This window comes from Enterobacter cloacae complex sp. 6730903 (genome assembly GCF_048283985.1).
Classification (GTDB): Bacteria; Pseudomonadota; Gammaproteobacteria; order Enterobacterales; family Enterobacteriaceae; genus Enterobacter; species Enterobacter hormaechei_C.
Map to the genome: position 1 here is coordinate 22623 of NZ_JBLVXX010000001.1, position 14106 is coordinate 36728.

Sequence of the window (14106 nt, forward strand, 5' to 3'; positions counted from 1 at the left end):
CAGACTCAGTTACGCTCTCCTCAAACCCGGATGATGAGAGTAATGTGTTGAAACGCTGGCCCGCTTTCCCTCGCTCCCTGCGACAGCTCGTTATGATGGCCTTCCTGCTGATCCTGCTACCTTTACTGGTTCTGGCGTGGCAGGCATGGCAAAGCCTGAATGCGTTAAGTGCCCAGGCGGCCCTGACTAACCGCACCACGCTTATTGATGCCCGGCGTAGCGAGGCAATGACCAACGCCGCGCTGGAGATGGAGCGTAGCTATCGCCAGTACTGCGTGCTGGACGACCGCACGCTGGCGAGGGTCTATCAGAATCAGCGTAAACGCTACAGCGAAATGCTGGATGCCCATGCCGGGGTCTTGCCGGATGACAAACTCTATCAGGCGTTGCGTCAGGATCTGAACGATCTGGCGCAGCTCCAGTGCAAAAACAGCGGTCCTGATGCCGCCGCCGCCGCCCGACTTGAAGCCTTCGCGAACGCCAATACGGAGATGGTGCAGTCCACCCGTACGGTTATCTTTTCCCGTGGACAGCAGCTCCAGCAGGAGATTGCCGAGCGCGGCCAGTTCTTCGGCTGGCAGGCGCTGGTGCTATTCCTCGTCAGTCTGGGGCTGGTACTGCTCTTTACCCGCATGATCATCGGCCCGGTAAAGGGGATCCAGCGGATGATTAACCGCCTGGGGGAGGGCAAATCTCTCGGGGATACGGTTGTTTTTAAAGGCCCGCGCGAGCTGCGCTCGGTCGGTCAGCGCATCATCTGGCTTTCTGAACGCCTGGCGTGGCTGGAATCGCAGCGTCACCAGTTCCTGCGCCATATCTCACACGAACTCAAAACACCGCTGGCCAGTATGCGTGAAGGTACGGAGCTGCTGGCAGACGAAGTAGCGGGGCCGTTAACGCCTGAGCAAAAAGAGATCGTGGCGATTCTGGATGCCAGTAGCCGCAATTTACAAAAACTTATTGAACAACTGCTGGACTATAACCGCAAGCTGGCGGATGGTGCTGTGGTGCTCGAAAGCGTTGAGATTGAACCGCTGGTGGACATGGTGATCTCCGCCCATAGCCTGCCAGCAAGAGCTAAAATGATGCATACCCAGGTGGATCTTATTGCGCCATCCTGCCTGGCAGAGCCGATGCTGTTAATGAGCGTACTGGATAATCTTTATTCCAATGCGGTGCACTATGGTACTGAATCCGGTACCATTTATATCAGAAGCAATAACAACGGTTCGCGGGTATTTATTGACGTAGCGAATACGGGAAGCCCGATTCCGGATGATGAAAAAACGATGATCTTTGAGCCCTTCTTCCAGGGGAGTCATCAGCGAAAAGGTGCGGTAAAAGGAAGTGGTCTGGGGCTGAGTATTGCCCGCGACTGCATACGACGCATGCAGGGTGAGCTTAACATCGTGAGTGATGAACGCGCCGATGTCTGTTTTCGTATCGAACTGCCTCTTGAGCCGGAAAAATCAATGAAATGAATAACAACCTGGTGAGTATGTCACACGTCTTTTACCGCGCACTGCGCGCGGTGTTTTCCAGCAAAAATGTGCGCCTGAGCCTGCCCTGCTTACTGCTGGCCGGCTGTGTAACCCATGCGCCGAAAAGTGCAATTAGCCACAAACAGGAAGATAAATGGCCGCAAAAACAGCTGGCCGATTTCCTTTCAACATCTTGCGATGATATCTGGAACCTGTCGGGGCGTGATGTTGAATCCAATCCGCTGTTCTGGCTGCGCGGAATAGACTGCGCCCAGCGGCTGGCGCCCGCTGAGGCCCGTGCCCAGGCGGCGATGCTGGTGGACGATACCTGGCAGGACGCGTTTAAACGTGGGATCGTGATGGCGGATGCCAGAATCACGCCTGTCGAACGCCGCGCCAACGTGACGCGGCTGGATACATACGTGATCAATATTCCCCCCCAGGTGCGCCCGGTCTATCAGCTCTGGCGGGACGGACAAACCCTGCAATTACAGCTGTCCGAAGAGCGTTTCCGCTACAGCAAATTGCAGCAGTCGAGCGACAGCGAGCTTGATGCGCTTCGCCAGCAGCAGGAGTCGCTGCGCGAGCAGCTGGAAACCACCACCCGCAAGCTTGAAAATCTGACCGATATCGAAAGACAGCTCTCGACGCGTAAGCCGGCAGGCAGCTATCTGCCCGATGGGTCGAAAGGCAACTCTGCCACGACGCCAGACAGTGAGACGCCGAAACAAGAGGATGTGAAGCCATGACAAGCCGTAAACCTGCCCATCTGTTACTGGTGGATGACGATCCCGGTCTGTTAAAGCTGCTGGGGATGCGTCTGGTCAGCGAAGGCTACAGCGTGGTCACCGCTGAAAGCGGGCAGGAGGGGCTGAAAGTGCTCAGCCGCGAGAAAATCGATCTGGTGATCAGCGATTTGCGCATGGATGAAATGGATGGCCTGCAACTGTTCACGGAGATCCAGAAGCAGCAGCCCGGGATGCCGGTGATTATCCTTACCGCTCACGGATCTATTCCTGATGCGGTGGCCGCGACGCAGCAGGGGGTATTCAGCTTCCTCACCAAACCGGTGGATAAAGACGCCCTCTATAAAGCAATCGACAGCGCCCTTGAGCACGCGGCGCCATCCGGCGACGACGCCTGGCGTGAATCCATCGTGACGCGTAGCCCTGTGATGCTGCGCCTGCTGGAACAGGCGCGGATGGTGGCGCAATCCGACGTTAGCGTGCTGATCAACGGCCAGAGCGGGACCGGGAAAGAGATCCTGGCCCAGGCGATCCACAACGCCAGCCCGCGCAGTAAAAATGCCTTTATTGCCATCAACTGTGGCGCGCTGCCGGAACAACTGCTTGAGTCTGAGCTCTTCGGCCATGCCCGCGGCGCCTTTACCGGCGCGGTGAGCAGCCGTGAAGGGCTGTTCCAGGCGGCTGAGGGGGGCACGCTGTTTCTTGATGAAATTGGCGATATGCCCGCGCCGTTGCAGGTTAAACTGCTGCGCGTGTTGCAGGAGCGAAAAGTGCGTCCGCTTGGCAGCAACCGCGATATCGATATCAACGTGCGTATTATTTCCGCTACCCATCGCGATTTACCCAAGGTGATGGCGCGCAACGAGTTCCGCGAAGATCTCTACTATCGACTGAATGTCGTCAACCTGAAAATCCCGGCGCTGGCCGAGCGTGCGGAAGATATCCCGCTGCTGGCTAATCACCTTTTGCGCCAGGCCGCTGACCGCCACAAACCCTTCGTGCGCGCGTTCTCCACCGATGCGATGAAACGCCTGATGACCGCAAGCTGGCCGGGCAACGTACGCCAGCTGGTGAACGTGATTGAGCAGTGCGTGGCGCTGACGTCATCACCGGTGATCAGCGATGCGCTGGTGGAGCAGGCGCTGGAGGGGGAAAACACGGCCTTACCGACGTTTGCGGAAGCGCGAAACCAGTTCGAGCTGAACTATCTGCGCAAGCTGCTGCAAATCACCAAAGGCAACGTGACCCACGCGGCGCGCATGGCCGGGCGTAACCGTACCGAGTTTTATAAATTGCTCTCACGCCACGAGCTGGAAGCGAACGATTTTAAAGAGTAATACCGCAAAATTCGCCTGAATATGATACTGTGAGCAACCGATTACGAGGCTGCTTACTGGCAAGAGTTTAAGGACCCACCATGAAAAAGATTGATGCGATTATTAAACCTTTCAAACTGGATGATGTACGTGAAGCGCTGGCAGAAGTAGGCATCACCGGGATGACCGTAACTGAAGTAAAAGGTTTTGGTCGTCAGAAGGGCCACACCGAGCTATACCGTGGCGCAGAGTACATGGTGGACTTTCTGCCGAAAGTGAAAATCGAGATCGTGGTGAGCGATGATATCGTCGATACCTGTGTGGACACCATCATCCGCACGGCGCAGACCGGCAAAATTGGCGACGGGAAAATCTTCGTCTTTGACGTGGCGCGCGTGATTCGTATCCGTACTGGCGAAGAAGACGACGCAGCGATTTAAAAAAGATTTGGTAGGCCGGGTAAGGCGTAGCCGCCACCCGGCGAAAAAAAGCCCCTCGTTGAGGGGCTTTTTGCATTACAGCACTTTATGCGGGCCGAAACATTCGTAATGAATGTTGTCTTTATTCACGCCCAGCTCAACCAGCTGCTTCGCGGCATACTGCATAAACGCTACCGGCCCACAAACGTAGAACTGCATCCCCGGTGCGCTGAACGCCCCTTCATGCTGCCCTAAATTCATCAGGCCTTCGCTGTCGAAACGAGCCGCTGCGCGGTCGGCTTCCGTCGGCAGGCGATACCAGGTATGAGCGGTAAAGTGTGGCAGACCCGCTCCCAGCGCTTTCACTTCGTCCGCGAAGGCGTGAACATCACCGTTCTCCGCCGCGTGGAACCAGTTAACCTGCGCGCTGTGGTTTGCTTTCGCCAGCGTATCCAGCATCGCCAGCATAGGCGTCTGACCCACGCCTGCGGAGATCAGCGTCACCGGGGTATTCGTTTCAACGGCCATAAAGAAATCGCCCGCCGGTGCCGCCAGATGGACCACGTCGCCCACGCTGGCTTCGTTATGCAGCCAGTTGGATACCTGACCGCCTTCCTCACGTTTAACCGCAATGCGATAGCCTTTGCCGTCTGGCTTGCGGGTCAGGGAGTACTGGCGAATCTCCTGGTGCGGGAAGCCTTCAGGCTTCAGCCAGACGCCCAGATACTGGCCCGGCTGGTAATCGGCAACCGGCTGACCGTCCACTGGCTCAAATTCAAAGCTGGTGATCAGTGCGCTACGCGGGGTTTTCTCAACGATGCGGAAGGCGCGCGTGCCTTCCCAGCCGCCATTCTTGCTGGCGTTTTCGCTGTAGATCTGCGCTTCACGGTTGATGAACACGTTTGCCAGCACGCCATAGGCCTTACCCCAGGCATCCAGTACTTCCTGGCCCGGGCTGAACATTTCGTCCAGGGTTGCCAGCAGGTGACTGCCGACGATGTTGTACTGCTCAGGTTTGATCTGGAAGCTGGTGTGCTTCTGGGCGATTTTTTCCACCGCAGGCAGCAGAGCCGGCAGGTTTTCGATGTTGCTGGCATAGGCGGCAATAGCGTTAAACAGCGCTTCGCGCTGATCGCCGTTACGCTGGTTGCTCATGTTGAAAATCTCTTTGAGCTCCGGGTTATGCGCGAACATGCGATCGTAGAAATGGGCGGTCAGTTTAGGACCCGTTTCAACCAGCAGGGGGATTGTGGCTTTTACGGTAGCGATGGTTTGGGCGTCGAGCATAGCAGCTTCCTTCTGATGTTACTTTAATGATGTATTTTATATGCATCTTATAAAAATACCCCTGCAATGTAAATGGTTCTTTGCAACGTGAAAAATATGCATCACAAAGCTGAAAAGAAATCCGTTGAAAATGGCGAGAGCTTTATTGCTCAAAGCCTTGCGCGGCGTGGAGGTAAACGTTTGCGTAAAATCGTTTGTCAAGACCTGTTATCGCAGAACTATTCAGTTATACTGTTGCCCGTCGTCCAACAGGACTGCCTTTTCAGGCCAAAAATTTACTTGTTAGCTGAGTCAGGAGATGCGGATGTTAAAGCGTGAAATGAACATTGCCGATTATGATGCCGAACTGTGGCAGGCTATGGAGCAGGAAAAAGTACGTCAGGAAGAGCACATCGAACTGATCGCCTCCGAAAACTACACCAGCCCGCGCGTGATGCAGGCGCAGGGCTCTCAGCTGACCAACAAATATGCTGAAGGTTATCCGGGCAAGCGCTATTACGGCGGTTGCGAATACGTTGATATCGTTGAGCAGCTGGCGATTGACCGTGCGAAAGAACTCTTTGGCGCTGACTACGCGAACGTCCAGCCGCACTCTGGCTCTCAGGCTAACTTCGCTGTTTACACCGCGCTGTTGCAGCCGGGCGATACCGTTCTGGGTATGAACCTGGCGCAGGGCGGCCACCTGACTCACGGCTCCCCGGTTAACTTCTCCGGCAAACTGTACAACATCATCCCTTACGGTATTGATGAGTCCGGCAAAATTGACTACGAAGACATGGCGAAGCAGGCCAAAGAGCACAAGCCGAAGATGATCATCGGTGGCTTCTCTGCTTACTCCGGCATCGTTGACTGGGCAAAAATGCGTGAAATCGCGGACAGCATCGGCGCGTACCTGTTCGTCGACATGGCGCACGTTGCCGGTCTGATTGCGGCAGGCGTTTACCCGAACCCGGTTCCACATGCGCACGTTGTGACCACCACCACCCACAAAACCCTGGCGGGTCCACGCGGTGGCCTGATTCTGGCGAAAGGTGGCGACGAAGAGCTGTACAAAAAACTGAACTCCGCCGTGTTCCCAAGCGCCCAGGGCGGCCCGCTGATGCACGTTATCGCCGCGAAAGCCGTCGCGCTGAAAGAAGCGATGGAGCCAGAGTTCAAGGTTTATCAGCAGCAGGTTGCTAAAAACGCCAAAGCGATGGTGGAAGTGTTCCTGAACCGTGGCTACAAAGTGGTCTCTGGCGGGACGGAAAACCACCTGTTCCTGCTGGACCTGGTTGATAAGAACCTGACCGGTAAAGAAGCTGACGCAGCCCTCGGCCGCGCCAACATCACCGTCAACAAAAACAGCGTGCCAAACGATCCGAAGAGCCCGTTCGTGACCTCCGGTATCCGTATTGGTTCTCCGGCCGTCACTCGCCGCGGTTTCAAAGAAGCGGAAGTGAAAGAGCTGGCGGGCTGGATGTGTGACGTTCTGGACAACATCAATGACGACGCGGTTATCGAGCGCGTTAAAGGTAAAGTGCTGGACATCTGCGCACGCTTCCCGGTGTACGCATAATTCTCTGCGTCGCAGAACTGAAAAAGGCCGCTCATGCGGCCTTTTTTTATGGGCTAACGTCGGTCAAGGGAGATGGCCCCCGGCCCGGTAATCGCCAGCAAAATAAAGGCGCCAGCGATACTCACATTTTTGTAGAAGTTAATCATATTTGGCAGAACCGCATCGCCCGTCATATCCCAGTAGTGGTGACCAATCACCGCCGTTCCCAGCGTATAGAAGACAAAGATCACCGCGAGGGGGCGGGTGAAAAAGCCCAGCACGATCAGAATCGCGGCGGGGACTTCCATCACCACCGCAATAATGGCGGCCAGCATGGGCATGGGGGCGCCGAGCGACGTCATATACTGAACGGTGCCGCTAAACCCCGTCAGCTTGGGATAACCGAAAATAATAAACAGGACCACGATAGCAATGCGGGCAATTAAAAGCAGGAGTGAACGAGAGGAGCCGAAATCAAAATAACGTAAGCTGTTCATGGCAAACGACCTCTTCAGGCGATGTCTTATAAACGTAATACAGTTTTACCGCTCTCGCCATACGCTGTCCGGCTGGTGATGATGTTAATTTATCGTTAATTTATAGCGCGCTAACGACTTGCTAAAGTCAGGGATTAACGCCAGACTATCGCCTCCATTTCGGGAGGGATTCATGGTCTTGCATTCCACACGCTGGCTGGCGCTCAGCTACTTTACCTATTTCTTTAGTTACGGTATTTTTTTGCCTTTCTGGAGCGTCTGGCTCAAGGGAATTGGTCTGACGCCTGAGACCATTGGCATCCTGCTGGGCGCGGGGCTGGTGGCACGTTTCTTGGGTAGCCTGCTGATTGCGCCCCGCGTCAGCGATCCCTCCTTACTGATTAAAGCGGTGCGAATTCTGGCCCTGCTGACGCTGGTCTTTGCGGCCTGCTTCTGGGTCAGCCATCAGTTTGCCTGGCTGATGGTGGTAATGGTTGGTTTTAACCTGTTCTTCTCCCCGCTGGTACCGCTGACGGATGCCCTGGCGAACACCTGGCAAAAGCAGATCACCATGGACTATGGCCGCGTGCGCCTGTGGGGATCGATTGCCTTCGTGATCGGCTCTGCGCTGGTCGGGAAACTGGTCAGCCTCTATGACTATCGTGCCATTCTGGCGCTGTTAACGCTCGGCATCGCCTCGATGCTGCTCGGTATGTTGCTGCGTCCGTCGGTGATGCCGCAGGGCGAAAGCCGCCATCAGGAGAGCGCCGGCTGGCCCGCCTGGCGCTCGCTGGTGGCGCAAAGCTGGCGTTTCCTGGCCTGCGTCTGTCTGCTTCAGGGGGCGCATGCGGCCTATTACGGCTTCAGCGCCATCTACTGGCAGGGGGCGGGTTACTCGGCTTCTGCGGTAGGCTACCTGTGGTCGCTCGGCGTGGTGGCGGAGGTTATTATCTTCGCGCTGAGCCAAAAACTGTTCCGTCGCTTCGGGGCGCGTGACCTGCTGCTGCTTTCCGCCGTGTGCGGCGTGGCGCGCTGGGGCATCATGGGCTGGACGACGGAGCTGCCGTGGCTGATTGTGGCGCAAATTCTGCACTGCGGAACCTTCACCGTGTGCCATCTGGCGGCGATGCGCTACATCGCGGCGCGAGAGGGTGGGGACGTTATTCGTCTTCAGGCGGTCTATTCAGCGGTGGCGATGGGCGGCAGTATTGCGGTGATGACCGTATTTGCCGGTTTCCTCTATCAGCACCTGGGGCACGGTGTGTTCTGGGTGATGGCGCTGGTCGCTTTACCGGCCATCGTCATCCGCCCTAAAGTCGCTGCTCGCACGTAACTATGATTCGAGCATAACGCGAATATGTTCCTGCTGCTGCGTGTTCAGGGTCTCAACGGCATGAATGAGCGGCGGCGAGAACAGCGGCAGGGCGGTTGGATAAGGCGTAATGACCAGCGCTGCCTCGCGGGGGGCGCCCTCCTTCTTAAACGCCTCCAGGCTAAGATAACGAATATTGAGCGGCAGAAGCGTCAGCTCGCGAAGCTGCTGCTCAATTAACGCTTCACAGGCTTTATCTTCCCCCGTTAACAGGACCACCTGTTTTTCATGCAGGTCGGTCTCCTGCATCAGCCAGGCACCAAAAATCACCGCCACCAGAGCCATCTCTTCACCGGAGAATCGCAGACCAAATTCGGCTTCCAGCTCAAACAGCGCCTCTTTAGTGGTGCGCAGCAGCCGGGGGTATAAACGGTGGATCTCTTCCGGCAGACTGTTGTCGATGCCGATGTCAAATAAGGAGCGGTCCAGCGCCTGAGCCAGATGAATATAAAGCTGATCGGTCAGCCCTTGCTCATCGCTGAAGTTCATCCCGGTTTGCGCCCGGAAACGGGCAATCATGCGCACGATAGCGCGACGCAGGCGCTGATCCTGCTGGTGTTTATCCATCACCGGGTCGGGTGTGCGAAGCATCATAAACAGCAGCGCCAGGAACAGCTGTTCATCGCTGTGCGTTCCCTGCGGGACGCGCCGTTTCCAGTGGCGGACAATTTCCTGCGCCGTAAAGTATTCCCCTCGGGACTGCGTCCAGCTGCGCTGAACGGGCGAAAACTCCGGCGTATTGCCCAGATGATGCTGAATCAGACAATATTGCAGATAAAGCTGTAAAAACTGTACGTCGCGGGACTCAAACTGGCGCTGAAGCTTGCGTGCACAAAAGTTGATAAGCGCCCGAAGATTCGCATCGTCGTAAAGCGGGCGGGCAATGCCGTGCTGTTTAAGCGCGGTTTTTAAGGCAGGGGTAAACTGCTGGGCGACAAAATGTGGACACAGCCGAAGCGCCCTGCGCAGCCAGTGCAGCAGGCACAAACGTTGATTCAGGGCGGAACCCTCAATTCGGTAGCAGCCATCATGGTGCGTGACGATATCAAGCCGATGATAGCGCTGGATTTCATCGCGCGTCTCGGCTATATCTTGCCGTGCCATGACGTCGTCCACGCCGTTGGCAGCGATTATGCTCTGTGCGGTGACGGCAGCATCGGGCAGGTAAAGCATCAAAAGCACCTGGCAGCGGCGCTGCGAACTGGAAAGCACAGATGGAATTTCAAGCGTCGTCATCATCTGTCGGGTATCCAGTGTGAATGTTTGATAAGAATAGCTAAAGGATGGGCGCTGAAAAGCGCACCGGCAGGCCTTTCACTCAGGATTGCTGGCGAACATCACAGAATTTTTGACGTGAGGAACAGATGCAAATAGTTAAACAAAGCGCGGTAGCGTTATTTTTGGCGGTTTTCACTTTCGCCGCCGGCGCACATCCTCACAGTTTTATCAGCCTGAAAACCGAACTGGTGACGGACGGCACGCAGCTCAGTGGCCTGAAGATGCGCTGGACGATGGATGAAATCACCTCCGCCGACCTGCTGTACGATGCCGGAAACGCAAAGCCCGGCGATGAGATCTGGAAAAAGCTGGCGGCGGAAGTGATGGCCAACGTGCTGGGTCAGCACTACTTCACCGAGTTCTGGCACAACGGACAAAAGGTGAAATTTCTCAACCGTCCCACGGAGTACGGCATGACCCGCGACGGTCATCAGGCGGTGCTGACCTTTATCCTTCCGCTGGCGCACCCTCAACCGCTGGCCGGGCAGAAGTACACGTTTTCCACGTTTGACCCAACCTACTATGTCGACATGCGCTATGACAATGACAGCGACGTACGGCTGCCGGACGCGCTGCAAAAAAGCTGCAAAATTGCCGTGCACACCCCGAAACCCAGCGAAGAGATGCTGAACTTTGCCGTTTCTCTTGATAAAGAGGATGCGCCCCCTGAAGACATGGAGTTAGGTAAACAGTTTGCGCAGGAGGTGACGTTACAATGTCAGTGATCTCTTCTCCCGTCAGTAAGCCGCGTCGCTGGCTGCACCTCTGGCCTCTGGCGCTTTTTTTGTTGTTAGCGGTTGGCGGCGCGCTCTGGCTGTGGCAGGCATGGCCGCAGGTGATGGTGAAAAGCATCCTCTGGCAGCGGGAAGTTAATCAGCAGATGAGCGGTCTGCTGAAGGCCGTGGCGGAAAATCCGACCAAAGCGGGCGGCGCTCTTTTGGCGTTCAGCTTTATCTATGGCGTGCTGCATGCCCTGGGACCGGGGCACGGCAAAATCGTTATCACGACCTGGCTTGCCACGCATCCATCGAAGCTGAAATCGAGTATCGGCCTGACGCTGGCGTCCTCTTTACTTCAGGGCGGTGTGGCGATTGCGCTGGTCGTGGTCGTCCTTTCGCTGCTACAGCTGCCGGCCCGCCAGCTGCATATGAGCAGCTTCTGGCTGGAAAAGGGGAGTTACGCGCTGGTAGGCGTGCTGGGGCTGATCCTCTGCTGGCGGGCGCTGAAAAAATTGCGCGCGTTGCTGCGAAAACCAAAATTCAAATCCTTTACACCGCATCACGTTCACCATGAAAACTGCGGGTGCGGGCATCAGCATCTGCCGACGCAGGAGCAATTACAGAACGGTGACGACTGGCGTGCGCGCCTGATGATTGTTCTCTCAATGGGGATGCGTCCGTGCTCGGGTGCGATCATGGTTCTGCTGTTCAGTAAGGTTATTGGCGTGTTTGGCTGGGGCATGCTGTCCGCGCTGGCGATGGCGGCGGGAACGTCTCTCACCATTTCGTCTTTAGCGTTGCTGGTACACAGCTTCCGTCAGCTGGCGGTCAAACTCAGCGGCAATAAAACGCCGGTATTGTGGCGACAGGTTGGCTGGACGACGCTGGCGCTGGCGGGCGGGGTGATTCTGCTGGTGGCTGCGGTCACGATGTGGATAAGCGCGGTGCCGGTGGGAAGGGGGTTGCGGCCTTTCTAGCCGTATCTGAGGCGTGTTGTAAGCCCGGTAAACGTAGCGCCACCGGGCTTAACAGACTGAATTAACGCTTCAGCGCATCGCTCAGTTCATCACGCATGTTTGCCAGCATGGCTTTAACAACGCGCGGGTTACCTGCAACGATGTTGCCGGTAGACATATAGTTATGGCCGCCGGTGAAGTCGCAAACAATCGCGCCAGCTTCACGAGCGATCAGCTCGCCCGCCGCAAAGTCCCACGGCTTCAGTGACAGCTCAAAGTAACCGTCAACGCGGCCGGTCGCCACGTAGGCCAGATCCAGTGCAGCAGAGCCGGTGCGACGGAAGTCCGCGCATTCGGTGAACAGCTTGCCCAGGATATTCATATAAGTGGTTGCGTGCTGCTTCGCCTTGAACGGGAAGCCGGTCGCCAGAATCGTGCCGTCCAGATCGCGTGCATTGCTGCAACGCAGACGGTAGCCGTTCAGCTGCGCGCCCTGACCGCGGGTCGCGGTGAACAGTTCGTTACGCATTGGATCGTAAACAACGGCGACTTCAGTACGGCCTTTGATGCGTACTGCGATAGACACAGAGAAGTGTGGCAGGCGTTTGACGAAGTTGGTGGTGCCATCCAGTGGATCGATAACCCATTGAACATCCTGATCGGTACCTTCATGTTCACCGCTTTCTTCGGTGATGATGGTGTGCTGCGGGTAAGATTTGCGGATCGTTTCGATAATAATCGCTTCTGCGGCTTTATCGACGTTCGTCACGAAATCATTGCTGCCTTTCTGGCTGGTTTCTACGGAGTCTGGGGTTTCGTAGTGTTTGGCAATTACATTACCCGCCTTGCGCGCTGCGCGCACGGCGATGGTCAGCATCGGATGCATCGGTCTCTCTCACTGGATGTTAAAGAACAGGAAAATCGGCGCAGAGTATAGCAGCGGGATCGGATTATGTCTCTCGTTTATGATAATATGCCCGAATATTCTTCAGACACTGAATCCAGACATCTAAAAATTATGCTGCAAAACATTCGAATCGTGCTGGTCGAAACATCGCACACCGGCAACATGGGCTCTGTGGCCCGCGCTATGAAAACCATGGGCTTAACGAACCTGTGGCTGGTGAATCCGCTGGTGAAACCAGACTCTCAGGCTATTGCTCTGGCGGCCGGCGCCAGCGACGTGATCGGGAATGCGCAGATCGTGGACACCCTGGATGAAGCCCTGGCCGGTTGCAGCCTGGTGGTGGGCACCAGCGCGCGCTCCCGTACGCTGCCCTGGCCGATGCTGGACCCGCGCGAATGCGGCCTGAAAAGCATCTCAGAAGCGGAACAGGCGCCGGTTGCACTGGTGTTTGGCCGTGAACGCGTTGGCCTGACCAACGAGGAATTACAGAAGTGCCACTATCACGTGGCGATTGCCGCCAACCCGGAATACAGCTCGCTGAATCTGGCGATGGCGGTGCAGGTGATTGCCTACGAAGTGCGCATGGCATGGCTGGCGACGCATGAGAAACCGGTGGAACCTAAAGAAGAGACGGCCTACCCGCTGGTGGACGACCTTGAGCGTTTCTACGGTCATCTGGAACAGACGCTGCTCTCAACTGGCTTTATCCGTGAAGGCCACCCGGGCCAGGTGATGAATAAGCTGCGCCGTATGTTCACCCGCGCGCGTCCGGAAAGCCAGGAGCTGAACATCCTGCGCGGGATTCTGGCGTCGATTGAGCAGAAGAATAAAGCGTAGTGTCGATTTCCCCCTCTCCCCGTGGGAGAGGGCTGGGGTGAGGGCATCAGGCCGCACCTATATTATGAAGGCACAGAAGGTTAAATACCTGACTAAAACAGTCAAGTAAATAGTTGACCAATTTAGTCAGGAATGTCAGACTTGGCCCTGCTATGCAATACCCCCATTTTACAATAAAAAACCCCGGGCAGGGGCGAGTTTGAGGTTAAGTAAGACATGAGACTGACATCTAAAGGGCGTTATGCCGTGACCGCGATGCTGGACGTTGCGCTCAACTCCGAAGCGGGCCCGGTTCCGTTGGCTGATATTTCTGAACGACAAGGGATCTCCCTCTCTTACCTGGAACAGCTGTTCTCCAGACTGCGTAAAAATGGACTGGTGTCCAGCGTTCGTGGCCCGGGCGGCGGTTATCTGCTGGGTAAAGACGCGGGCAGTATTGCGGTTGGCGAAGTGATTAGCGCGGTTGACGAATCCGTTGACGCGACCCGTTGCCAGGGTAAAGGCGGCTGTCAGGGCGGCGATAAGTGCCTGACCCACGCGCTGTGGCGCGATCTGAGCGACCGTCTGACCGGCTTCCTGAATAACATCACCCTGGGTGAACTGGTTAATAACCAGGAAGTTCTGGATGTCTCTGGTCGTCAGCATAGTCAGGATTCACAGCGCAGCACCCGTTCGCAGGACGCAATCGACGTTAAACTGCGCGCGTAATAAAAAGATAAGTATTTCAGAATCAGGCCGGGGCGTTAGCTCGCCCCGTGTACTCGGTCGTACATCC

At 56.2% G+C, this 14106-nt stretch carries 14 protein-coding genes; 10 read left to right on the plus strand and 4 right to left on the minus strand.

Annotated elements, in window-relative coordinates; all coding sequences use genetic code 11:
• The first annotated feature begins 47 nt into the window (after positions 1 to 47).
• From qseE to glnB, 4 genes are all read left to right on the plus strand, one after another.
• Positions 48 to 1481, plus strand: coding sequence for a two component system sensor histidine kinase QseE/GlrK (gene qseE, locus ACNQ0W_RS00120; RefSeq protein ID WP_162268483.1), 1434 nt, complete (start codon positions 48 to 50; stop codon positions 1479 to 1481).
• Entirely contained in the window at positions 1478 to 2230 is a 753-nt protein-coding gene (qseG, locus tag ACNQ0W_RS00125; RefSeq protein ID WP_062933309.1) for a two-component system QseEF-associated lipoprotein QseG, read from the plus strand. The genes qseE and qseG overlap by 4 nt, the downstream gene beginning before the upstream one ends.
• On the plus strand, positions 2227 to 3564 hold the full coding sequence (gene glrR / locus ACNQ0W_RS00130; RefSeq protein WP_015572150.1) for a two-component system response regulator GlrR: 1338 nt from the start codon (positions 2227 to 2229) through the stop codon (positions 3562 to 3564). The genes qseG and glrR overlap by 4 nt, the downstream gene beginning before the upstream one ends.
• A gap of 80 nt (positions 3565 to 3644) precedes the next feature.
• On the plus strand, positions 3645 to 3983 hold the full coding sequence (gene glnB / locus ACNQ0W_RS00135; RefSeq protein WP_003860685.1) for a nitrogen regulatory protein P-II: 339 nt from the start codon (positions 3645 to 3647) through the stop codon (positions 3981 to 3983).
• A gap of 75 nt (positions 3984 to 4058) precedes the next feature.
• Here glnB and hmpA read toward each other — a convergent pair whose 3' ends face one another.
• A complete protein-coding gene (gene hmpA / locus ACNQ0W_RS00140; protein ID WP_047050321.1) occupies positions 4059 to 5249 on the minus strand; it encodes an NO-inducible flavohemoprotein in 1191 nt (396 codons plus the stop codon).
• A 304-nt stretch (positions 5250 to 5553) separates the two neighbouring features.
• Here hmpA and glyA point away from each other — a divergent pair, with 304 nt between their 5' ends.
• Positions 5554 to 6807 carry a serine hydroxymethyltransferase gene (glyA, locus tag ACNQ0W_RS00145; protein WP_003860678.1) on the plus strand — a complete coding sequence of 418 codons (1254 nt, stop codon included), beginning with the start codon at positions 5554 to 5556 and terminating at the stop codon, positions 6805 to 6807.
• Between the two features lie 53 nt (positions 6808 to 6860).
• On the opposite strand, the gene ACNQ0W_RS00150 is transcribed toward glyA, so the two are convergent.
• The gene (locus ACNQ0W_RS00150) at positions 6861 to 7283 is read right to left on the minus strand and encodes a DoxX family protein (RefSeq protein WP_003860675.1); all 423 of its coding nucleotides are present in this window, start codon (positions 7281 to 7283) and stop codon (positions 6861 to 6863) included.
• A gap of 172 nt (positions 7284 to 7455) precedes the next feature.
• Here ACNQ0W_RS00150 and ACNQ0W_RS00155 point away from each other — a divergent pair, with 172 nt between their 5' ends.
• On the plus strand, positions 7456 to 8595 hold the full coding sequence (locus ACNQ0W_RS00155; RefSeq protein WP_003860673.1) for a 3-phenylpropionate MFS transporter: 1140 nt from the start codon (positions 7456 to 7458) through the stop codon (positions 8593 to 8595).
• On the opposite strand, the gene csiE is transcribed toward ACNQ0W_RS00155, so the two are convergent.
• Positions 8596 to 9873: a stationary phase inducible protein CsiE gene (gene csiE, locus ACNQ0W_RS00160; protein WP_062933308.1), complete on the minus strand. Its 1278-nt coding sequence runs from the start codon at positions 9871 to 9873 to the stop codon at positions 8596 to 8598.
• Between the two features lie 125 nt (positions 9874 to 9998).
• On the opposite strand from csiE, the gene ACNQ0W_RS00165 reads away from it, so the two are divergent.
• Both ACNQ0W_RS00165 and ACNQ0W_RS00170 read left to right on the plus strand, forming a co-directional pair.
• A complete protein-coding gene (locus tag ACNQ0W_RS00165) occupies positions 9999 to 10637 on the plus strand; it encodes a DUF1007 family protein (RefSeq protein WP_047736719.1) in 639 nt (212 codons plus the stop codon).
• Entirely contained in the window at positions 10628 to 11608 is a 981-nt protein-coding gene (locus ACNQ0W_RS00170; protein ID WP_062933307.1) for a nickel/cobalt transporter, read from the plus strand. Before ACNQ0W_RS00165 ends, ACNQ0W_RS00170 begins: the two co-directional genes overlap by 10 nt.
• Positions 11609 to 11669: 61 nt before the next feature.
• Here the strand turns inward: ACNQ0W_RS00170 and suhB are convergent, their stop codons facing one another.
• The gene (gene suhB / locus ACNQ0W_RS00175; RefSeq protein ID WP_003860668.1) at positions 11670 to 12473 is read right to left on the minus strand and encodes an inositol-1-monophosphatase; all 804 of its coding nucleotides are present in this window, start codon (positions 12471 to 12473) and stop codon (positions 11670 to 11672) included.
• A gap of 132 nt (positions 12474 to 12605) precedes the next feature.
• Here suhB and trmJ point away from each other — a divergent pair, with 132 nt between their 5' ends.
• Complete coding sequence (gene trmJ, locus ACNQ0W_RS00180; protein ID WP_062933322.1) at positions 12606 to 13331, plus strand: tRNA (cytosine(32)/uridine(32)-2'-O)-methyltransferase TrmJ; 726 nt, start codon at positions 12606 to 12608, stop codon at positions 13329 to 13331.
• Positions 13332 to 13547: 216 nt separating this feature from the next.
• Positions 13548 to 14039 (plus strand): Fe-S cluster assembly transcriptional regulator IscR, encoded by a 492-nt coding sequence (gene iscR / locus ACNQ0W_RS00185; RefSeq protein ID WP_022649018.1) that lies wholly within the window; start codon positions 13548 to 13550, stop codon positions 14037 to 14039.
• The last annotated feature ends 67 nt before the right edge of the window (positions 14040 to 14106 follow it).